This is a genomic window from Ancylobacter novellus DSM 506, assembly GCF_000092925.1.
Lineage (GTDB): Bacteria > Pseudomonadota > Alphaproteobacteria > Rhizobiales > Xanthobacteraceae > Ancylobacter > Ancylobacter novellus.
This window is the reverse complement of sequence record NC_014217.1, coordinates 383272-403933: the sequence shown is the minus strand read 5'-3', so window position 1 is coordinate 403933 and position 20662 is coordinate 383272. Positions and strand designations below refer to the sequence as shown.

Here is a 20662-nt window from a genome sequence, read left to right as displayed (position 1 = left end):
CGGGGTGTCGGGTCGAGGCGGGAGGACGCGGCGCGTCCTCAGGCGACCCGCTTGATCTCGAGGCTGGCGAGGTAGGCGGAGGGATCGCCCGGATCGAAGACCTTGCCGTCGAAGAAGGTCTCCTTGCCGCGCGAGGTGGAGGACGGGACGTCCGCCGCCGCCACGCCCAGCGCCTTGGCGGCGTCGCGCCAGAGGTCCTCGCGGTTCACCTTGTCGACCAGCGCCTTGACGTCGGTCGTGGGCTCGAACTTGCCCCAGCGCATGTCCTCGGTGACGAACCAGGCGTCATGGCTCTTGAAGGGATAGGAAGCCTGGTCCTGCCAGAACTTCATGTACTGGTCGGAGCCCTTCACCACCCGGCCATTGCCGTAGTTGATGTCGCCCTTCGCCCGGCCGAGGATGTCGGCGACCGGCACGTTGAACCATTGCCGCTTGCCGACGATGGTCGACATCTCCTCCTTGTTGGCCGGCTGGTCGCACCATTGCTGGGCTTCCATCACCGCCATCAGGATGGCGCGGGTGGCGTTCGGGTTCTTCTCGACGAAGTCGGCGCGCATGCCGAGCGCCTTCTCCGGATGGTGCTTCCAGATCTCGCCGGTGGTGCAGGCGGTGTAGCCGATGCCCTGGTTGACGAGCTGCTCGTTCCACGGCTCGCCGACACAGAAGGCGTCCATGTTGCCGACCTTCATGTTCGCCACCATCTGCGGCGGCGGCACCACGATGGTGGAGACGTCCTTGTCCGGGTCGATGCCGGCGGCGGCGAGCCAGTAGCGCAGCCAGAGGTCGTGCGTGCCACCCGGGAAGGTCATGGCGACCTTCACTTCCTTGCCCGCCGCCTTCTTGGCGGCGAAGGCGGCCTTCAGCGCCGAGGCGTCGGTGGTGACCTTGAGGTCCTTGTATTCGTTGGAGACGGAGATCGCCTGCGCGTCGAGATTGAGCCGCGCGAGGATGTACATCGGCGTCGGCACGTTGTTCTGCGTCACCTTGCCGGTGGAGATGAGGTAGGGCATCGGCGAGAGGATGTGGGCGCCGTCGATGCCGTTGGCGGCGCCGCCGAGCACGAGATTGTCGCGGGTGGCGCCCCAGGAGGCCTGCTTCACCACCTCGACGTCGGGTACGCCGTGCTTGGCGAACAGGCCCTTCTCCTTGGCGATGACGAGCGGGCTCGCATCCATCAGCGCGATGTAGCCGAGCACGGCCTTGGTGGTCTCGGGCCCCGCGGCGTAGGCGGAGGGCACGCCGCCGGGGAAGGAAAAGCGCAGCGCCTCGACGAGGCTGGCCGTGCCGAGCGTGGCGGCCGACACCTTGAGGAAGGAGCGGCGGGACAGGCGGGAATCGCTACGGGACTTACTGCGGCGGGACGGCGTATCGGTCATCGGCTGGTCCTCGAAAGCTTGTCTCGGTCGGCCGCGCGGGAAGCCCCTGACACGGCGGTGAAACGCAAAAAGCCACGGACCCGCGAAGGCGAACCTCGCGCGGTGTCAGCGGCTTTGCCAAGGGCCCGTCGGTGGGCGGAATTCTGGAAACGCGCGGTCATCGTTGGCCGGCGGTGCAATAAGCAATGCACAGCGCGTGCCAACTGCGCGGGTAGCCGCCAGTCGAGAACCGATCCAAAGAGAAATCAGCGACTTGGCGGATTTGGCCGGTTACGGCCGCAACAGCCGCCGCAACAACCGGTTGCGCTTAATTTCTGCGCAGCTGACGCCCTTATGTGCAACGCAGCGGAAGCTTGGCTTTCACTTTCCCTCATCCCCGGGCTTGCCCCGGGGACCCAGGGAACTGGGCGCACCCGGTCACTGGGTGGCCAGAACTCGGGCTTGCCCGAGTTCTGCATTAAGAAGACCGAAGTCGGCAGATGCCGACTTCGGGTCAAGCCCCGCCATGAGGGTGGGGATGGGGTTATCGCGGGGCAAAACGAATCTGGCGCCTAAACGCGGTCGACCTCGGCCAGATAGCCCTCGATGTCCTCGGGGCGGAACGGCATGCCGAAGCGGGTGCCGACGGGGTCCGGCTCCACGGCGGGAGGAGTGCCGTGCGTGCCCAGCGCGGCGTCATAGAGGGCGGGCTGGTAGACCTGCATCGCCTCATGTGCGGCGTCGGTCGAGAACTGCGCCTGCCGCGCCCGTACCATCTGGCCGTAGATCCACAGCGCCTGCGCCGGATCGGGCCGGTTGGCGCCGTTGCGGTGCATCACCAGGAAGTCGACGTCGGAGCGGGGAACGGCGTCGCCCGTACCTTTGAGCCGGCCCGCCAGCGCCCGCGTAAGCATGTCGCGCGGCAGGCCGAGATGACGCGGCTCGGCGAGCAGGGCGGCGAGTTCCTCATGCGATTGCGGCTGGTCGCACCAGCGCGCCGCCGCGTCGAGCGCGCGCACCAATTGGGCCAGCACGTCCGGCTCGCTATTGGCGAAGCGCGCATGCACGCCGAGCACCTTCTCCGGTGCGCGGGCGAAGATTTCCGAGCCGAGCAGCAGGACACGCCCCACCCCGGCCTCGACCGCCACGCTGTTCCACGGCGAGCCGACGCAGAAGCCGTGGATCAGCCCGCTACGCAAATTCTCCACCGTGTAGGGCGGCGGCACCACGACGAGGCGCACGTCGCGGTCGGGGTCGAGCCCGGCGGCGGCGAGCAGATGGCGCAGCATGTAGGTGTGGGTGGAGAAGGGATAGACCGTGGCGAAGGTCAGCGGGTCCTGCCCGTCCTTCAGCCGCTGCCGCGCCACGAGGCCGAGCGCGCGGGCAGCGCCCTCGGCGCTGGAAAGATCCTCGCCGGTCGCCTGCATCGCCTCGTGCAGGGCGTTGGCGACGGTGATGGCGTTGCCGTTGAGGTTGAGCGCGAAGGGCGCGACCAGCGGCACCCGCACATGGCCGAGGCCGAGCGAGGAGGCGATGGCGAGCGGCGCCAGCATGTGCGCGCCGTCGAGCAGGCCGACATTCACCTTGTCGCGGATGTTGGCCCAGGAGACCTCGCGGTGCAGGTCGAGGCGCAGCCCCTGCGCGGCCGCAAAGCCGCGCTCGGCACAGGCGATCACCACCGCCGCGTCGGTGAGCGGGATGAAGCCGATCGACAGGCGCCTCATCGGAATGACCTCATTTCAGCAGCTCCGCCGCGGTGATGACGGATTGGGCGATGTCGACGAGGCGCCGCTTCTCGTTCATCGCGGTACGACGCAGCAGGGCGTAGGCCTGCGGCTCGTCCAGCCCCTTCATCTTCATCAGGATGCCCTTGGCGCGGTCGATGGTCTTGCGCTCCTCGAGCTCGGTGCGGGTCTGTTCGAGCTCCTCGCGCAGGCGGGCGAAGGCGCGGAAGCGGCTGATCGTCATGTCGATGATCGGCTTGACGCGCTCCTTCTTCAGCCCGTCGACGATGTAGGCGGAGACGCCGGCGTCGATCGCCGCGGCGATGGTCGAGCTGTCCGACTGGTCGACGAACATGGCGATGGGCCGCTTCACCTCGCGGCTGACCTGGAACATCTGCTCGATGACGTCGCGCGAGGGGTCTTCGAGGTCGATGACGATCACGTCGGGATCGATGGCGTGCAGACGCGCCAGCAGATCGTGGCGCTCGGGCAGGCGCAGCACGTTGCGGTAGCCCGCCTCGCGCAGGCCCTCCTCCAGGATGGCGGCCCGCAACGGGCTCTCGTCGACGATGACGATACGAAGGGCGGGGTCGGCCGTCATCGCGCGACGCTGAAGCGGGTACGGGGAATGCAACTCATCGGCGAGGAATATGCAATCCGAGGACCACCTTCACCGGCGCGAGATGACGCACCCGCCCTGCCTGAACGATCGCCCGGCGCCGCTCAGGCGGCGTCGGGCAGGCGGTCGAGATATTTGTCGAGCGTGATCGGATAGTCGCGCACGCGCACGCCGGTGGCGTTGTAGACGGCGTTCGCCACCGCCGCGCCGACCCCGCATATGCCGAGCTCGCCCACGCCCTTCGCCTTCATCGGCGAGGAGAGCGGGTCGGTCTCGTCGAGGAAGATCACCTCCTGGTGCGGGATGTCGGCATGCACCGGCACCTCGTAGCCGGCCAGGTCGTGATTGACGAAGAAGCCGCGCCGCGTGTCGACGGCGAGTTCCTCCATGAGCGCCGCGCCGGCGCCCATGGTCATGGCGCCGATGACCTGGCTGCGCGCGGACTTCGGGTTGAGGATGCGCCCGGCGGCGCAGACCGCCAGCATGCGGCGGATGCGCGTCTCGCCTGTATAGGCATCGACCGTCGTCTCGACGAAATGCCCGCCGAAGGTCGACTGCTGGTAGCGTTCGTCGAGGTCGCCATACTCGATTGCGTCCTCGGCGATGATGTCGCCTTCAGCCGCCGCCGCGCCGAGCAGCACGGAGCGGTTGCCCGCGCGCACCTGCCCGTCAGCGAACACCGCGTCCTCGGAATTGAAGCCGAGCCTTTGCGTGACCTCCTCGCGCAGCTTCACGCAGGCGGCATAGACGCCGGCGGTCGCATTGTTGGCGCCGAACTGGCCGCCCGAACCGGCGGAGACCGGAAAGCTGGAATCGCCGAGGCGCACCGTCACCTTCTCGATCGGCACGCCCATCATCTCCGCCGCGGTCTGGCCGATGATGGTGTAGCTGCCGGTGCCTATGTCGGTCATGTCGGTCTCGACCGTCACCCGCCCGTCGCCGTCGAGTCGGACGCGGGCGCCCGACTTCATCAGCAAATTGTTGCGGAAGGCGGCGGCCATGCCGATGCCGACGAGCCATTTCCCCTCGCGCCACTGGCCGGGACGCGGATTGCGCGCATCCCAGCCGAAGCGCTCGGCACCGAGGCGCAGGCATTCGGCGAAGGCGCGGGCGGAGAAGGGCCGCTCCGGCTTCTCCGGGTCGACCTGAGTGTCGTTGCGGATGCGGAACTCGATGGGGTCGATGCCGAGCTTCTCGGCCATCTCGTCCATGGCGATCTCCAGCGCCATCATGCCCGGCGCCTCGCCGGGCGCGCGCATGGCGTTGCCCTCCGGCAGGTCGAGCACCGCGAGCCGCATCGCGGTCATGCGGTTGGCGCCGGCATAGAGCAGGCGGGTCTGGTTCACCGCCGTCTCCGGGCCGCCGCCTTCGAGGTCGCCGGACCAGCTCTCATGGCCGATGGCGGTGATGACGCCCTCGCGCGTCGCACCGATGCGGATGCGCTGGATGGTGGCTGGGCGGTGGGTGGTGTTGTTGGCGATCAGTGGGCGCTGAAGCGCCACCTTCACCGGCCGTCCCGCCGCCCGCGCGCCGAGCGCCGCCAGCACGACATCCGCACGCAGGAACAGCTTGCCGCCGAAGCCGCCGCCGATGAAGGGCGAGATGACCCTCACCTTCTCCGTCGGCACGCGCAGGGTCTTGGCGAGATCGCCATTCGCCCAGGCGATCATCTGATTGGAGGTCCACACGGTCAGCTTGTCGCCCTCCCAGGCGGCGAGGGTGGCGTGCGGCTCCATCATCGCGTGGGAATGGTCCGGCGTGGTGTAGGTCTCGTCGAGCGTCACCGGCGCCTGCGCGAAGGCGCCGGCGAAGTCGCCGACATGGGTCTCCGGCGGACCGGTGATCTCGTTCTCCTCCGGCGGGAAGGCGGCGACGCGGGCGGCGTGCAGGTCGAAGCTGCCGGCCTCGGTGGCGTAGTCGATCTTCACCAGCGGCGCGGCGGCGCGGGCCTGCTCGAAGGTCTCGGCGACGACGAGCGCCACCGCCTGGTGGTAGTGCTCGATCTCCGGGCCGCCCAAGAGCTTGGCGGTATTGTACTTGCCCTTGTCGAGCAAGCCGGCATTCTCGGCCGTGACGACGGCGAGCACGCCCGGCGCGCGCTGGGCGGCCGAGACGTCCATACGGGCGATCCGCCCTTTCGCAATGGCGGAGCCGACGACGTAGCCATAGGCGGGAGCGGCGGCGACGTCGTGCCGCTCATAGGCGTAAGGCGCGGTGCCGGTGGTCTTGAGCGGGCCGTCGATGCGGTCGAGCGGCTGACCGACCACCTTCATCTGGTCGATCGGATTGGTGGTGGCGGGGGTGTCGAATTTCATGGCTCAGCCCCTCGCCTCGTTGAGAACCGCAGCGAGCGTGCGTTCGACCAGCGCGACCTTGAAGGCGTTGTCGCGGGTCGGACGGGCGCCGGCGAGCAGCCGCGTGGTGAAGGCGCGGGCGCCGTTCGCCAGCTCGGCCTCCGCCTCCTCCACCCGCCAGGGCTTCGGCGCGATGCCGCCGACCGCGATGCGGCCGGTGCCGTCGTGCTGGAGGACCGCGCCGACCGAGACCAGCGCGAAGGCGTAGGAGGCGCGGTCGCGCACCTTGCGGTAGATCTGCGTGCCGCCGACCGGCGCCGGCAACACCACCGCGGTTATGAGTTCGCCCGGCTCCAGCGCGGTCTCGACATGCGGCGTGTCGCCCGGCAGACGATGCAGCTCGGCGACGGGAATGCGCCGCGTCGCGCCGTCCGCCCTCACCGTCTCCACCGTGGCGTCGAGCGCGCGCAGCGCCACCGCCATGTCGCTCGGATGGGTGGCGATGCAGGCATCGCTGGTGCCGATCACGCCGAGCTGGCGGGTGACGCCGCCGATGGCCGAGCAGCCGCTGCCGGGATGGCGCTTATTGCAGGGCTGGTCGGTGTCGTAGAAATAGGGGCAGCGTGTGCGCTGGAGCAGGTTGCCGGCGGTCGTCGCCTTGTTGCGCAGCTGGCCGGAGGCGCCGGCCAGCAGGGCGCGGGCGAGCAATCCGTAGTCGCGGCGCACCCGCGCATCCGCGGCGAGGTCGGTGTTGCTGACCAGCGCGCCGATGCGCAGCCCGCCCTCCTGCGTCGGCTCTATAGTGTCGAGCGCGAGGCCGTTGACGTCGATGAGATGGGCTGGCGTCTCGATCTGCAGTTTCATCAGGTCGAGCAGGTTGGTGCCGCCGGCGATGAACTTGGCGCCGGGCATCTGGATCGCGGCCGCGGCGGCCTGCGCCGGTGAGGCGGCGCGCTCATAGGTGAAGGGTTTCATGCCGCCCTCCCCGCCACCTCGGTGATGGCCTCGATGATGTTGGAATAGGCGCCGCAGCGGCAGATATTGCCGCTCATGCGCTCGCGGACCTCGTCGACCGAGAATTCCGGCGTCGCGGTGATGTCGGCGGTGACGTGGCTCGGAATGCCGGCCTTGATCTCATCGAGCACCGCCACGGCCGAACAGATCTGGCCGGGCGTGCAATAGCCGCACTGGTAGCCGTCATGCTTGACGAAGGCGGCCTGCATCGCGTGCAGCCGCTCCGGCGTGCCGAGCCCCTCGATGGTGGTGACCTCGGCGCCCTCGTGCATCACCGCCAGCGTCAGGCAGGAATTGATGCGCACCCCGTCGACCATCACCGTGCAGGCGCCGCACTGGCCGTGATCGCAGCCCTTCTTGGTGCCGGTGAGGTGGAGATGCTCGCGCAGCGCGTCGAGCAGCGAGGTGCGGGTATCGAGCTCCAGCGCCTGCGCGCGGCCGTTGACGGTGAAGCGGACGGGAGCGTGGATCGGCGCGCGCGGCGCGGTGTCGACGGACGTCGTGCTCACCGCATCTTGAGCGTGCGCGGGACCCACAGCCGCACTTCCGGCGACGGTCGCGGCACCCGCGGCGAGCAGGTCGCGGCGCGAGAGCCCGGGTTCGGAATGGCTATGCATATCGTGATCCGATCGTTGTAGGGCCTGGATTTGGCGGATGTTCGGACGGTCCGGTGCCGCGGGGGATCGGCTATCGCCGCGGCGGCTGTCATGGGCTGAATGCCCGCCGGGCCGGATGGGTTCCCGCGCAGCATCTCCGAAACCCGGTCTCGCGGATCACCGGCCGGAACGGCGGGAATCCCGAACTCTTCGCACAAATCATTCGCCCTGCCCGCACCGTCCACACGAGTACGGGCAGAAAGACGAAGAACAACGATATCGCGGCGTGAAGCCGGTCGGTTACGACAATGCACGCTTGAATGCGAGGAGGGCCGCTGAAGCGGCTCCGCTTCACACGGCGGCCATCGACCGCTTCTGGCCGACGGCGCGGCCGGCGCCCTCGGGCGCGTCGAGCTGGGCGTGCGCCGTGGCGATCGGACGAAGCCGGGCGAGGATGATCTCCGGCGCGGGCGTCGCCCGGCCGGCCCTGGTGTCGACATGCAGCAGCATCTGCTCGGCGGTGGCGACCTCGCGGTTCCCCGCGCCGGCGAAGAGCCGGTGGAAGATGTGGATGCGCTTCTCGTCCACCGACAGGATCTGGCAGGTCGCGCGCAACGCCTCGCCGAGATGCGCCTCGTCGAGGTGCCGCAGATGCGTCTCCACCGTGTAGTAGGAGTGGCCACCCTCGACATAGGCGAGGTCGGCGCCGATGAGGCGCAGCAGCGCGTCGGTGGTGTCGCCGAACACCTGCAGATAGCGGTGTTCGGTCATGTGGCCGTTATAGTCGATCCAGGCCGGCGACACGCGGGTCTCGACCAGCGGCAGCGGCGCATGGATGTCGACGGCGTCCGCGTGGCCCGCGCTCTCGCGCAGCCGCTGCTCAAATTCGGCGAGCAGCTTGCCCGCACCCCAGCCCTCGCCGCCCTGTCCTGCCTTCAGTGCCTGCAATATGCCGACGAGGTTCTCGTCGCGGATGCGCTCGAGCTGGCGGATCGAGAGGCCCTTCGCCTGCGCATCCGATTGGGCGCCGATCTTCTCGACCAGCGCCTCGTCGAGGTCGACGACATCGGTCAGCTTGGTCCACGGCCATTGCAGGCACGGGCCGAATTGGGCGAGGAAATGGCGCATGCCTGCCTCGCCGCCGGCGATGCGGTAGGTCTGGAACAGGCCCATCTGCGCCCAGCGCAGGCCGAAGGAATAGCGGATCACGTCGTCGAGCGTCTCGACGTCGCAAATGTCGTCCTTGATCAGCCACAGCGCCTCGCGCCACAGCGCCTCCAGCAGCCGGTCGCCGACGAAGGCCTCGATCTCGCGGGCGATGACGACGCCCTTCATGCCGATGGCGTCGAGCGCATCCTTCGCCCGCGCGATGGTGGCGGCGCTTGTGGCCTTGCCGCCGACGATCTCGGCGAGCGGCAGGAGATAGACCGGGTTGTAGGGGTGGGCGACGAAGAGGCGCTCGGGATGACCCAGCCCCTCCTGAAGGTCGGAGGGCAGGAGGCCGGAGGTGGAGGAACCGATGAGCGCGTCCGCCGGTGCGGCGGCGTCGATCTCGGCGAGCACCCGGCGCTTGAGGTCGAGCCGTTCCGGCACGCTCTCCTGAATCCACTCAGCATCCGCTACCGCCTCGCCGACGCTGGCGCAGAAGGTCAGCCGGCCGCGCGGCGGCAACGGCACGCTGGTCAGCAGCCCATAGGCGCGCTCGGCATTGGCGAGCACCTCAGCCACAATACGCTCGGCCTCAGGATGCGGGTCGAACACCTTCACGTCGATGCCAGCGAGCAGGAAGCGGGCGACCCAACCGCCGCCGATGACGCCGCCGCCGATGCAGGCGGCGCGGGAGATGGGGGCAAGGCTCGTCATGTCGATCCCTCTCAGCGCTTCACCAGCTTGAGTTTTTCGCGGACCTCCTGCGGTCCAAGGATGCGCGCGCCCATATTCGTCACCACGGTCGCGGCCTTCTCGACAAGCTGCGCATTGGTGGCGAGCTGGCCCTTGCCGGCATAGAGGTTGTCCTCCAGCCCGACGCGGACATTGCCGCCCGCCAGCACCGCCGCAGCGGGATAGGCCAGCGCGTTGCGGCCGATGGAGAAGGCGGAGAAGGTCCAATTCGCCGGCACGTTGTTGACCATGGCCATGAACGTATTCAGGTCGTCTGGCGCCCCCCACGGAATGCCCATGCAGAGCTGGATCAGCACCGGGTTCTCGATCAGCCCTTCCTCGGCCAGCTGCTTGGCGAACCAGAGGTGGCCGGTGTCGAAGGCCTCGATCTCCGGCCGCACGCCCAGCGCCGTCATCTGCCGCGCCATCGCGCGCAGCATGGAGGGCGTGTTGGTCATGACGTAGTCGCCGAGGTTGAAGTTCATCGTGCCGCAGTCGAGCGTGCAGATCTCCGGCAGGCACTCGGCGACATGGGCGACGCGCTCGGTGGCGCCCGCCATGTCGGTGCCGGCCGCGTTCACCGGGAACGGGGCCTCGACGCTGCCGAAGACGAGGTCGCCGCCCATGCCGGCGGTCAGGTTGAGCACCACGTCAACCTCGGCCGAGCGGATACGATCCGTCACCTCGCGGAACAGGTCGCGGCGGCGCGACGCGGCCCCCGTCTCGGGATCGCGCACATGGCAATGCACCACCGCCGCCCCCGCCTTCGCCGCGTCGATCGCGCTCTCGGCGATCTGCTGCGGCGTCACCGGCACATGGGACGAGCGCCCCACCGTGTCGCCGGCGCCGGTCACGGCGCAGGTGATGAAGACCTCGCGATTCATCGACAACGGCATGTCGTGCCTCCCTGCTGATTGGGCGGAGCTTGACGTGATCGCGCTTCCGTGACGCAACTATTTGCGTAGACGATTTTCCATTCTACGAAGCCGACCGGTGCGCGATGATCTTCGCCCATTCCGACGAGCCGCTCGACGTCACGCTGCTGCTGTTCTCCGGCCTGTCGCTGCTGTCGCTGGCGGCGACGCTCGACCCGATGCGCGGCGCCAACCGCGTGCTCGGGCGCGCCGCCTATCGCTGGAAGCTCACCTCGATCGACGGGCAGATGCCCGTGGCGAGCTGTGGCTTGCCGATTCCGGTTGACGGAGCGTTCGACCCGTCGATGCAGCAGGACGCGTTGATCGTCGTCGCCGCCTTCGACGCGGTGCATCATGCGACGCCGCGCATCCTGAAAAGCCTGCGCGCCGGCGCCACCCGCTCGAAGATCGTCGGCGGCATTGAATCCGGCTCCTGGCTGATGGGCTTCGCCGGACTGCTCGACGGGCGCCGGGCGACCACGCATTGGGAAGATCTGGAGGATTTCGCCGCCCGCTTCCCGAATGCGGATGTCGAGCCGGACCGCTTCGTCGTCGACGAGCCGGTGTTCACCACCGGCGGGGCGACGCCGGCGCTCGACTGCATGCTGTCGCTGATCCGCGCCCGCAACGGCTATTCCGCCGCGCTCGACGTCGCCAGCCTCTATATCTACGAGGAGGTGCGCACCGGCTCGGACGTGCAGCCCATCGTCTCGCTCGGGCGCATCCGCCAGCACGAGCCGCGCGTGGCGGAGGCGATCCGCATCATGGAGACCCATATCGACCGGCCGCTCACCATCGCCGCCATTGCGCGCCGGGTGGGCGTATCGACGCGGGGGCTGGAGACGCTGTTCCAGAAGACCGTCGACGTGTCGCCCGGCGTCTACTACGTGACGCTGCGGCTGAATGCGGCGCGGCGGCTGGTGCTGGACACGAATCTGCCCATCGCCGACATCGCCGAGCGGACGGGCTTTTCCGCCATCGCCTCGCTTTCGCGCGCCTATCGACGGCAATTCGGCGCGCCGCCCTCGGCCGCGCGCCGAACCAGGTCGTGAGATCAGAGGCCCAGCCCGCTCTTCACCGCGGTCACGCTGGGCTTGCCGTCGAAGGTGGTCACGCCGGCGAGCCATTTGTCGAGCACGGCCGGGTTCTCCTTCAGCCAGGCACGCACGGCGGCGTCCGGCGTCATCCCCTTGTCGAGGATGTCGCTCATCAGCCGGTCCTCCATGGCCACGTCGAAGACGAGGTTGGTGAGCAGCCGGCCGACATTCGGGCATTCCTTGACGTAGCCCGGCCGGGTCAGCGTCACCACGGTGGCGCCGCCGTCATTCGGGCCGAAGACGTCGTTGCCGTTCGAGAGATAGGCGATCGGCAGGTTGACGTTCATCGGGTGCGGCCGCCAGCCGAAGAACACCACCGGCTGCTTCATGCGAATCTTCTGCGATACCTGGGCCAGCATGCCCTGCTCGCTGGATTCGACGAGGTCGAAGCCCTTCAGGCCGAAGGTGTCTTCGGTGATCATCTTCGAGATGGTGTTGTTGGCGCCGCTGCCGGCCTCGATACCGTAGAGCTTGCCGCCGAGCTGATCCTTGAACTTGGCGATGTCGGCATAGGTCTTCAGGCCGGCGTCATGGGCCTCCTTCGAGGTGGCGAAGCCGATGCGGGCGTCCTTGAGGTTGTCGACGACGACGTCGACCTTGCCGGCCTTGACCAGCGGCCCCTGCGTCGGCTCCTGCAAGGGCATCCAGTTGCCGAGGAAGATGTCGCGGTCGCCATTCTCCAGCGCCTTGAAGGTGATGGCGACGGAGAGCACCGAGACCTCCGGCTTGTAGCCGAGGCTCTGCAGGATCTGGCTGGCGATGGTGGTGGTGGCGGTGATGTCGGTCCAGCCGACATCGGAGAAGCGCGGCTTGGCGCACGCAGCCGGCTCGCTGGCGAAGGCGGGCGAGCCGAGCAGCGTGGCGGACAAGCTGAGGCAGGCAACGAGACTGCGTAAAATCATTGCTGTTCCCCGTGTTGGCGATCATGCCGCTGGCGGCACCGCAAGGGAAAGCCTACGCCCGGCAACCTCCGCTGCTTGACCAATTCCGCACGCCGGATAGCCGAATACGAAGCGCGCGAGCACGCGCCACGGCGCGGAGCCCGCTCGGCGCGGAAACCGGATCACCAGCCGCGGGAAGCCTCTAATGGCGAGGCGCTACTGCATGATCTGCGGCGTGCCGCAATTGGGCGGAGCGCAGTCCGGCAGCTTGAGATCGGCTGCGCCGCCCACCGGCGGCGGGCCGGGCAGAGGCACCAGCTCCCCGGTGAGGGGCTGCGGCGCGTCGGCGCCGGGGTTCAGATTGTCGGGGTTGCCGGGCGGAATCACCGGCTGGTTCAGGTTGTTGAGGTTGCCGGGCATCGTGCCCGCATCCTGGGCGAATGCCGGCGCCGCGGCGGATGCCGCCAACATAATGACGGCCAACAGGGTAGCTGGAACTCTCGACATTGCTACCTCTCCTTCACAAACGGACCGCGGCGACACTAGCACCGTGCGGCGCCGCGAAAAAGCCCGCGACGCGCCACATTGCCGTTTGCCACGATCCGGTGCCTACGTCGTGCCACCTTACGATTTATCAATATGTGAAAATATCAGCATATGAAATTCTCATTATGAAACATCGTTGACGCGGTCGGCGGTTGCGTGGTCGGCTACGGATATCCAAGGAGTCTGGAGCCTGCCCCAGCAGCAACGACCATGAGCAAGTTCTCCCCCTTCGCCACCACCCTCTGGTACGCCACTGCCGCGCCGGCACCACAGACGACACGGCTCGAAGGCCGCGTCAGCGCCGATGTCTGTGTCGTCGGCGCCGGCTTCACCGGCCTCACCACCGCTCTGGAACTCGCACGGCAGGGGGTGAAGGTGGTGCTGCTGGAGGCCGAGGAGGCCGGCTTCGGCGGCTCTGGCCGCAATGCCGGCCACTGCACCCCGACCTTCAGCTATTACAGCCTGCCGTCGCTGCGGAAGATCCTCGGCGAGCCTTGGGCCGAGCGCCTCATCCACCGCCAGACGCGGGCGAACGACCGCGTGGGGGCGATGATCCGCGACTACCAGATCGACTGCGAATGGCGGCAGAACGGCTATGTGATGGGCGCCCTGCGGCCCGGCGCGGTCGAGCTGCTGAAAGGCAAGGTCGAGCAGTACAACGATGTCGGCGCCCGCACCCGGCTGCTCGGGCGCGACGAGGTCGAGACGCTCACCGGAAGCCCGCGCTTCTATGGCGGCTGGCTCCACGAGGAAGCCGGGCACATGAACCCGCTCGGCTATGCCCGCGGCCTTGCCCGCGCGGTGATGCAGGAGGGCGGCACGCTCTACACCGCCTCGCCGGCGGAGGATGTCGAGCCGGAAGGGCTGCGCTGGAAGGTCAGGACGCCGCAGGGCGAGGTCGTCGCCGACAAGGTGATCTTCGCCACCGGCGCCTATACGGTGAAGGCGTGGCCCAAGCTCGACCGCAGCTTCAAGATCCTCAGGGTCTTCGTCTGCGCCACCCAGCCGCTCGACCCGGATGTGCGCCGATCCGTGCTGCCGCAGGACACCACGATGCATGACGGGCGCGGCGACATCTACGTCTACAAGTACAATGCCGAGGGCCGCATCGTCGCCTCCATGTTCCCGATGGGCGCGCGCGGCAGCGACATCCCCTACACCCACCAGGTGATGGCCGACCGGCTGAAATGGCTGCACCCGCAGATCCGGCAGCCGATCCGCTGGGAATATTTCTGGTATGGCGAGCTCGACATGCAGGTGCGGACGGTGCCGCGCCTCTACGGCCTAGCGCCGGGCGTGGTTGCACTGACCGGCCTGTCCGGCCGCGGCGTGCCGACCGGCTCGATGCTCGGCGGCATCCTTTCCGAATGGGCGATGGGCGTGCCGGAGAAGGACCTGTCGCTGCGCGTCGAGCCGCTGAAGGCGGCACCCTTCTACATGGACTACGCGCCGAAGCTGCGGCTGCGCTATTTCCGCTACGCCGACACCCGCGCCGCGCGGCGCGAGGGTGCCGAGCTTCCGCCTCACGCCTGAGAGGTTCGCCATGACCGCACGCACCGTTCTCATCTCCGGCGGCGGGCGCGGCATCGGCGCGGCCACCGGCCGCGTCATGATGCAGGCCGGCTGGAACGTCTCGCTCGGCATGCGCAGCCCGGCTTTGCCCGACTGGGCGGAGGAAGGTCCCGGCCAGGTGCAGGCCTGCGCCTATGAGGCGACCGATCCGGCCGCGGCCGAGCGCTGGGTGGCGGAGGCGCGCGCCCGCTTCGGCGGCATCGACGCGGTAGTGGCCAATGCCGGCATCATGATCCGCAAGGACGTGATCGCCGCCGAAGACGAGGAACTTGCGCGGCTGATGGAGGTGCATGTCGCCGCGCCGCGCCGGCTCGCCAAGGCGGCCTGGAACGACCTTGCCGCCAGCGGGCGGGGACGGGTGATCATCGTTTCCTCGCTCTCCGGCAAACGGGTGAAATCGGCGATCTCCAGCCTCTATTCGGTGTCGAAATTCGCCGCCACCGGGCTCGCCCATGCGCTGCGCCACACCGGCTTCGAGCTCGGCATCCGCGCGACCGCGGTCTGCCCGGGCTTCGTCGCCACCGACATGGGGCTGCCGCTCACCACCCGCACGGCCGAGGAACTGACCGACCCGGCCGATATCGGCCGCGCCATCCGCTTCCTGATCGAGCTGCCCAACACGTCGAGCGTCGCCGAGTTCGCGGTCAACTGGACGCTGGAAGAGTCGTTCTGACCCGCGGTCAGCTCCGCCTCTCGATCAGGTCGATCTCGGCGCGCAACAGGGCCGCATAGTTCTCCACCAGGCCGGGCACGATCTTGGCGCAGAGGAAGGTGAAGCCGAGCGAGGCGACCGGCACGCCGGTCTCGTCGAGGATCGGCATGGCGACGCCGGCAATGCCGGGGATGAGTTCACCGATGTCGACCGCGTGGCCGCGCGCCCGCGTCTCCTCGATCAGCCGCCACACCTTGTCCGCGGCGAGGTCGCGGAAGGCGGCGAAGCGCGGCTCGTTGGCGCGCAGGATGAACTCCTGCTCCTCGCGGTCGAGGAAGGCCAGCATGGCGATGCTGCCGGGCCCGGCGCCGAGCGGCACGGAGCCGCCGATGGAACCGGTCAGGGTCTGCACCACGCATTCCCCGTCGCGACGATCGAGACAGAGGGAATCGTGGTTGTGCCGCGCCATCAGATGCGTGGTCTCGCCGGTCTTCTTGCGCAGCCGCGACAGGCTCATCTCGCAGCGGCTGATGAGGCCCGGCCCACGCGCGGCCCGCGCGCCATAGATGAACATCTTGGCCCCGAGCCGATAGCGCTTGCGCTTGTCGTCACGGGCCAGCAGCCGGTGCCCGACCAGCGTGTTGAGGATGCGGTGGCAGGTCGCGGTGTTGAGCCCGGACCTTTCCACGAGCTCCTTCAGCGTCGCTCCCTCCGACGTTCCATCGGCGATGAGATCGAGCAGCAAGGCCGCCCGATCGAGGAGTTGCGAACCGCTCGCCGTGGGAGCTGCCATCGGGAATTTCTACATAGTGATAAAAACGCCGTCCCAAGCTTATAGTGTGAGAAGTTCTGATAATCAATGTCCAAAAAACAAGCAGACAGGGGGCGGGTCAGTTTTTGATCAGACCTGCTGGTGCAGCCGGCTCATTGCGCGGCCTCGCTACCTTCGCGCCACGCGACGTAATGCTCAACCAGAACCAGAGGGACGTAACGTGAGAACTTCCATCCTGACCATCGCCGCCTCGCTCGCGATGACGCTGGGCATCGGTGCGGCGAGCGCCGACACGCTCGCCGACGTCAAGGCCAAGGGCACGCTGACGATCGGCGTCAAGAACGACTACCCGCCTTACGGCTTCCTCAACGACAAGGGCGAGATCGTCGGCTTCGAGGTGGATCTCGGCAAGTACATCGCCAAGGAACTGCTCGGCCCCGAAGGCAAGTTCGAGCTGGTGCCCGTGGTCGCCGCCAACCGCATCGAATTCCTGAATTCCGGCCGCATCGACATCATCCTCGCCACGCTCGGCGTCACCGAGGAGCGCGGCAAGGTGATCGACTTCTCGGAATATTACGTCTCGGCGCCGGGACCCTCGGTCATCGCCCCCAAGGCGGCGACCTTCAGCAAGTGGGAAGAGCTCAAGGGTCTCACGCTCTGCGGCATCCAGGGCTCCTACTACAACAAGCACCTGTCCGGCGACCTCGGCATCCAGCTCACCGCGTTCAAGACGCAGCCGGAGGCCTACCGTGCGCTCAAGGACAATCGCTGCGTCGGCTTCGTCTTCGACGACATGACGCTGCGCCAGAAGACCGAGGAGGCCGATTGGGCGGGCTACAAGATCGCCGTCGACCCCTATGAGTACATCCCGCAGGCGGCCGGCATCCGCAAGAACGACGTGGCGTTCCGCGACGCGGTGAACAAGGCGATCACCAAGGCCGAAGCCGAGGGCAAGCTGATCGAGTGGGAAACCACCTACGGCATGCCCCCTGCCAAGTACATCGCCGAGCGGGCCAAGGCCGCCGCCGCCAAGCTGAAGCCGTGATCCACCGTCCCGCGGAGCCTACCTCTTGTTCGGTCTCGACTATTCCTGGCTGAGCGACCCGGTCTATCAGGACTGGCTGCTTCGCGGGACGCTCACCACCATCGGACTGGCGCTCGCCTCCTCGGCGATCGCCATCCTCATCGGCGCGTTCGGGGCGCTGGCGCTGAGCCTGCGCATCGCCTGGCTCGACGCGCTGATCGAGCTCTTCGTCGAATTGTTCCGCAACACTCCGCCGCTGCTGCAGATGCTGTTCTTCTACTTCACGCTCAGCACCATCGGGCTGCGCGTGACCGACCCGGCGACGGGGCTGAGCGTGCCGCTGCTCTCGGCCTTCGACTGCGCCCTGGTTTCGCTGAGCCTGTTCGGCGGCGCGCTGTGCATCGAGGCCTTCCGTTCCGGACTGGAGAGCCTGCCGCACTCGGTCACCGAGGCGGCGCGCTCGCTCGGCTACAGCCGCTGGGCCCGCTTCCGGCGCATCGAGATGCCGATCGCCAGCCGCATCTGCCTGCCGGCGCTCACCAATATCCTGACCAACCTGTTCAAGACCACCTCGCAGGCCTCGGTCATCACGGTCCCGGAGCTGATGTACTACGCCGGCCAGATCTACAACGACACGTTCCGCACCGCCGAGGTCATGCTGCTGGTGTTGCTGATCTACGTGTCGCTGGTGAGCCTTCTGTCCTGGGGCATGTCGCGCATCGAGCAGGCGCTCGCCTTCCCCGGCTACGGCAAGGGCCACTGAGATGCAGTGGCCCCTCACCTATCACGAGAAGAAGCGCGCGGTGCAGCTCGCCATCGTGCTGGCGCTCGTCGCCTGGCTGGCGGCGGATGCGCTCACCGGCGGCGCCGCGAACTGGCAGCGCGTGTGGCTGCGCCTGCCGCTGCTGCTCACCGGCAGCGGCTCCGGCTGGCCGCTCACCGGCGGCTTCGTGCTGAACATCTTCCTCGGCCTTTGCTCCATGGTGCTGGCCGCGGTGATGGGAACGCTGCTCGCCTTCGGCATGATGGCGAGGAACCGGGCGATCCGCCTGCCCTGCTTCTTCATCATGAACTTCCTGCGCAACTCGCCCTGGCTCGTGCTGCTGTTCGCGATGCTCTACATCATCCCGTTCAACGTCCGGCTGTTCGGGTTCAGCATCGCCGTGCCGGCCTTCGTCAAGGCGGTGATCGGCCTTGCCCTGCCGACCGGGGCGAACTTCGCCGAGATCATCCGCGGCGCCGTGCAGTCCATCCATTCCGGCCAGTGGGAGGCGGCGCGCGCCTTCGGCTACATGCCGATGGCGATCTATTGGCGCATCATCCTGCCGCAGGCGCTGCGCCGCATGATCCCGGGCTGGATGAACCTCTACGCCCTGCTGATGATCGCCACCTCTCTCGCCACGGTGACAGGTATTCAGGACGTCATTACGACGCTGAATACGCTTCTTTCCATGGAGAACGAGCGGGTCATCGTCTATTTTTACATTGCCACCCTGTTCCTGTTCTTCGCCTATTGCTACCCGATCGCGCTGCTGGCGCGGCGGATGGAACAGTCGGTCAAGGGAGACGCCCTATGAACCGCGCCGACACGCTGATCGAGCTCGACGGGGTCACCAAGAGCTTCGGTTCGTTCCAGGTGCTGAAGGGCATCTCGCTCTCGGTAAAGGATGGCGAGGCGGTGTGCATCATCGGCCCTTCCGGCTCGGGCAAGTCGACCATCCTGCGCTGCATAAACGGACTGATCCCGATAGACGGCGGCAGCATCCGCGTGGGCCAGCACGAGGTCCACAAGCTGAAGACCGAGAAGGAGATGCGGCCGCTGCGCCATCAGGTGTCGATGGTGTTCCAGCAGTACAACCTGTTCCCGCACCGCACGGTGCTGCAGAACATCATGATGGCGCCCGTCCAGGTGCTCGGCCACGACGCGAGGGAGGTCGAGGCGCGGGCCCACCGCCTCCTCGCCAAGGTGCGGCTGTCGAACAAGGCCGATGCCTATCCCGGCCAGCTCTCCGGCGGCCAGCAGCAGCGCGTCGCCATCGCCCGCGCGCTTGCCATGGAACCGCAGGTCATCCTGTTCGACGAGGTGACGGCGGCGCTCGACCCGGAGACGGTGAAGGAGGTGCTCACCGCCATCCGCGAGCTGGTCGACGACAGGCTGACCTGCATCCTCGTCACCCATGAGATGAAATTCGCCCGCGAGGTGGCGGACCGGGTCTGCTTCACCGATCACGGCCGCATCGTCGAGAGCGGGCCGCCGGCGCAGATCTTCGATGCGCCGCAGGATGCGCGCACGCGCGAGTTCCTAGGACAGGTGCTCTAGGGACAGGTGCTCTAGGCCCCCTCCCCCGATTTCCGAACGCGTCGGCGCCCCTCGAGCCCACGCGTTCATTCAGCAGAGGCAGTGCAATGTCGGCAGCAGACATTTTCGCGGAGGGCTTCAAGGCCCAACCTTATTGGTGGGACGCCGCCGAGCCGGAGACCGACCTCGACCCGCTCCCGGCCCGCGCCGACGCGGTGGTCATCGGCTCGGGTTATGCCGGCCTCAACGCCGCGACCGAGCTTGCCCGCGCCGGGCTCGACGTGGTGGTGATCGATGGGGAACGCATCGGCGAAGGCGGCTCGACGCGCTCGGGCGGCATGGTCTCGAGCGGCCAGAAGCTGGTGGTTGGCGGCGCCATCAAGGGCATCGACCCCGAGCTGTTCAACCGCATGATCGGCGACAGCATCTCCTCCTTCGACTATCTGCAGAACCTCATCCAGGGCGAAGGGCTCGACGCCGACCTGAAGATCACCGGCCGCTTCTTCGGCGCGCATGCGCCGTCCCTTCTCCAGCCGACCTGGCACAATGGCCGGATCCTCGCCGAGAAGACCGGCGTGACCGTGCATCTCTACGACCGCGCCAATCAGCGGCATGCGATCGGCTCGGACTACTATCATGGTGGCATCGTGGTCGATGAGTATGGCGGGCTGCATCCCGGCAAGTACCATCAGGCCCTGCGCCAGCGGGCGCGCGCGAGCGGCGCGAAGCTGCGCTCGCACGCCAAGGCCGGCCCCGTGCAGGACGCCGATGGCGGGCTGAAGCGGGTGCCGACGACGCGCGGCGACATCCTCGCCCGGCACGTGGTCAGCGCCACCAATGGTTATACTCGCAAGGACGGCCATCCCGACCTCGCCCGCCGCGTGGTGCCGGTGAAGAGCTACCAGATCGCCACCGAGCCACTGCCGGCCGATCTCATCGAGACGCTGATTCCCAGGGCCCGGATGATCTCCGACACGCGGCGCGACGTGATCTACAGCCGGCCCTCGCCGGATGGCACACGCATCCTGTTCGGCTCGCGCCCCGGCTTCTTCGAGCGCGAGGACCGCGACGCCGCGCCGGCGATCTATGAGCGGATGACGGAGATTTGGCCCGAGCTGAAGGCCTACAGGATCAGCCATGCCTGGAGCGGCTTCGTCGCCATGACGGTGGACAAGGTCGCCCATATGGGCCGGCGCGACAATTCCGACTTCGCGGTCGGCTGCAACGGCAACGGCGTCGCGCTGATGTCCTATCTCGGCTACCAGACGGCGCAGAAGATCCTCGGCCGGCAGAACCGGACGACCGCCTTCGACCGCGAGCAGTTCACCGCCGTGCCGCTCTATTCCGGCAATCCGTGGTTCGTGCCGATCGTCGCCGCCTGGTACCGGCTACAGGACTGGTACGAGCGCCGCTGAGGCGCTC

General features: G+C 67.8%; 19 protein-coding genes. 8 read left to right on the top strand and 11 right to left on the bottom strand.

What is annotated here, in order from left to right:
• Positions 1-38: 38 nt before the first annotated feature.
• The 8 genes from SNOV_RS02025 to bcoG all read right to left on the bottom strand — a co-directional run bounded on the left by SNOV_RS02025 (position 39) and on the right by bcoG (position 10379).
• A complete protein-coding gene (locus SNOV_RS02025; RefSeq protein WP_013165237.1) occupies positions 39-1376 on the bottom strand; it encodes a CmpA/NrtA family ABC transporter substrate-binding protein in 1338 nt (445 codons plus the stop codon).
• 551 nt (positions 1377-1927) lie between these two features.
• Positions 1928-3079, bottom strand: coding sequence for a CmpA/NrtA family ABC transporter substrate-binding protein (locus SNOV_RS02020; RefSeq protein ID WP_013165236.1), 1152 nt, complete (start codon positions 3077-3079; stop codon positions 1928-1930).
• 10 nt (positions 3080-3089) lie between these two features.
• Positions 3090-3680, bottom strand: coding sequence for an ANTAR domain-containing response regulator (locus SNOV_RS02015; RefSeq protein WP_013165235.1), 591 nt, complete (start codon positions 3678-3680; stop codon positions 3090-3092).
• Positions 3681-3802: 122 nt separating this feature from the next.
• Positions 3803-6013, bottom strand: a complete 2211-nt coding sequence (gene paoC, locus SNOV_RS02010; protein WP_013165234.1) for an aldehyde oxidoreductase molybdenum-binding subunit PaoC — start codon at positions 6011-6013, stop codon at positions 3803-3805.
• 3 nt (positions 6014-6016) lie between these two features.
• Complete coding sequence (locus SNOV_RS02005) at positions 6017-6967, bottom strand: FAD binding domain-containing protein (RefSeq protein WP_013165233.1); 951 nt, start codon at positions 6965-6967, stop codon at positions 6017-6019.
• Positions 6964-7623, bottom strand: coding sequence for an aldehyde dehydrogenase iron-sulfur subunit PaoA (gene paoA, locus SNOV_RS02000; protein ID WP_013165232.1), 660 nt, complete (start codon positions 7621-7623; stop codon positions 6964-6966). The genes SNOV_RS02005 and paoA overlap by 4 nt, the downstream gene beginning before the upstream one ends.
• A 330-nt stretch (positions 7624-7953) precedes the next feature.
• Positions 7954-9465, bottom strand: coding sequence for a carnitine 3-dehydrogenase (locus tag SNOV_RS01995; RefSeq protein ID WP_013165231.1), 1512 nt, complete (start codon positions 9463-9465; stop codon positions 7954-7956).
• A gap of 11 nt (positions 9466-9476) precedes the next feature.
• Entirely contained in the window at positions 9477-10379 is a 903-nt protein-coding gene (gene bcoG / locus SNOV_RS01990) for a 3-dehydrocarnitine:acetyl-CoA trimethylamine transferase BcoG (RefSeq protein ID WP_013165230.1), read from the bottom strand.
• Positions 10380-10483: 104 nt separating this feature from the next.
• Here bcoG and SNOV_RS01985 point away from each other — a divergent pair, with 104 nt between their 5' ends.
• Complete coding sequence (locus tag SNOV_RS01985) at positions 10484-11449, top strand: GlxA family transcriptional regulator (protein WP_013165229.1); 966 nt, start codon at positions 10484-10486, stop codon at positions 11447-11449.
• 2 nt (positions 11450-11451) lie between these two features.
• Here SNOV_RS01985 and choX read toward each other — a convergent pair whose 3' ends face one another.
• Together choX and SNOV_RS01975 are read right to left on the bottom strand one after the other, a co-directional pair.
• Complete coding sequence (choX, locus tag SNOV_RS01980) at positions 11452-12396, bottom strand: choline ABC transporter substrate-binding protein (RefSeq protein ID WP_013165228.1); 945 nt, start codon at positions 12394-12396, stop codon at positions 11452-11454.
• A 195-nt stretch (positions 12397-12591) separates the two neighbouring features.
• The gene (locus SNOV_RS01975; RefSeq protein WP_013165227.1) at positions 12592-12882 is read right to left on the bottom strand and encodes a hypothetical protein; all 291 of its coding nucleotides are present in this window, start codon (positions 12880-12882) and stop codon (positions 12592-12594) included.
• Between the two features lie 249 nt (positions 12883-13131).
• Between SNOV_RS01975 and SNOV_RS01970 the strand changes: the two genes are divergently transcribed.
• Both SNOV_RS01970 and SNOV_RS01965 read left to right on the top strand, forming a co-directional pair.
• Positions 13132-14454 (top strand): NAD(P)/FAD-dependent oxidoreductase, encoded by a 1323-nt coding sequence (locus SNOV_RS01970; RefSeq protein ID WP_013165226.1) that lies wholly within the window; start codon positions 13132-13134, stop codon positions 14452-14454.
• Positions 14455-14464: 10 nt separating this feature from the next.
• Positions 14465-15166 (top strand): SDR family NAD(P)-dependent oxidoreductase, encoded by a 702-nt coding sequence (locus SNOV_RS01965; RefSeq protein WP_013165225.1) that lies wholly within the window; start codon positions 14465-14467, stop codon positions 15164-15166.
• A gap of 7 nt (positions 15167-15173) precedes the next feature.
• Here the strand turns inward: SNOV_RS01965 and SNOV_RS01960 are convergent, their stop codons facing one another.
• Entirely contained in the window at positions 15174-15938 is a 765-nt protein-coding gene (locus SNOV_RS01960; protein WP_013165224.1) for an IclR family transcriptional regulator, read from the bottom strand.
• Positions 15939-16137: 199 nt separating this feature from the next.
• Between SNOV_RS01960 and SNOV_RS01955 the strand changes: the two genes are divergently transcribed.
• From SNOV_RS01955 to SNOV_RS01935, 5 genes are all read left to right on the top strand, one after another.
• Positions 16138-16962 carry a transporter substrate-binding domain-containing protein gene (locus tag SNOV_RS01955; RefSeq protein ID WP_013165223.1) on the top strand — a complete coding sequence of 275 codons (825 nt, stop codon included), beginning with the start codon at positions 16138-16140 and terminating at the stop codon, positions 16960-16962.
• A 25-nt stretch (positions 16963-16987) separates the two neighbouring features.
• On the top strand, positions 16988-17704 hold the full coding sequence (locus SNOV_RS01950; protein ID WP_013165222.1) for an amino acid ABC transporter permease: 717 nt from the start codon (positions 16988-16990) through the stop codon (positions 17702-17704).
• A gap of 1 nt (position 17705) precedes the next feature.
• Positions 17706-18518: an amino acid ABC transporter permease gene (locus tag SNOV_RS01945; protein WP_013165221.1), complete on the top strand. Its 813-nt coding sequence runs from the start codon at positions 17706-17708 to the stop codon at positions 18516-18518.
• Positions 18515-19261 carry an amino acid ABC transporter ATP-binding protein gene (locus tag SNOV_RS01940; protein ID WP_013165220.1) on the top strand — a complete coding sequence of 249 codons (747 nt, stop codon included), beginning with the start codon at positions 18515-18517 and terminating at the stop codon, positions 19259-19261. Before SNOV_RS01945 ends, SNOV_RS01940 begins: the two co-directional genes overlap by 4 nt.
• An 86-nt stretch (positions 19262-19347) precedes the next feature.
• Positions 19348-20655 carry an NAD(P)/FAD-dependent oxidoreductase gene (locus SNOV_RS01935; protein ID WP_013165219.1) on the top strand — a complete coding sequence of 436 codons (1308 nt, stop codon included), beginning with the start codon at positions 19348-19350 and terminating at the stop codon, positions 20653-20655.
• The last annotated feature ends 7 nt before the right edge of the window (positions 20656-20662 follow it).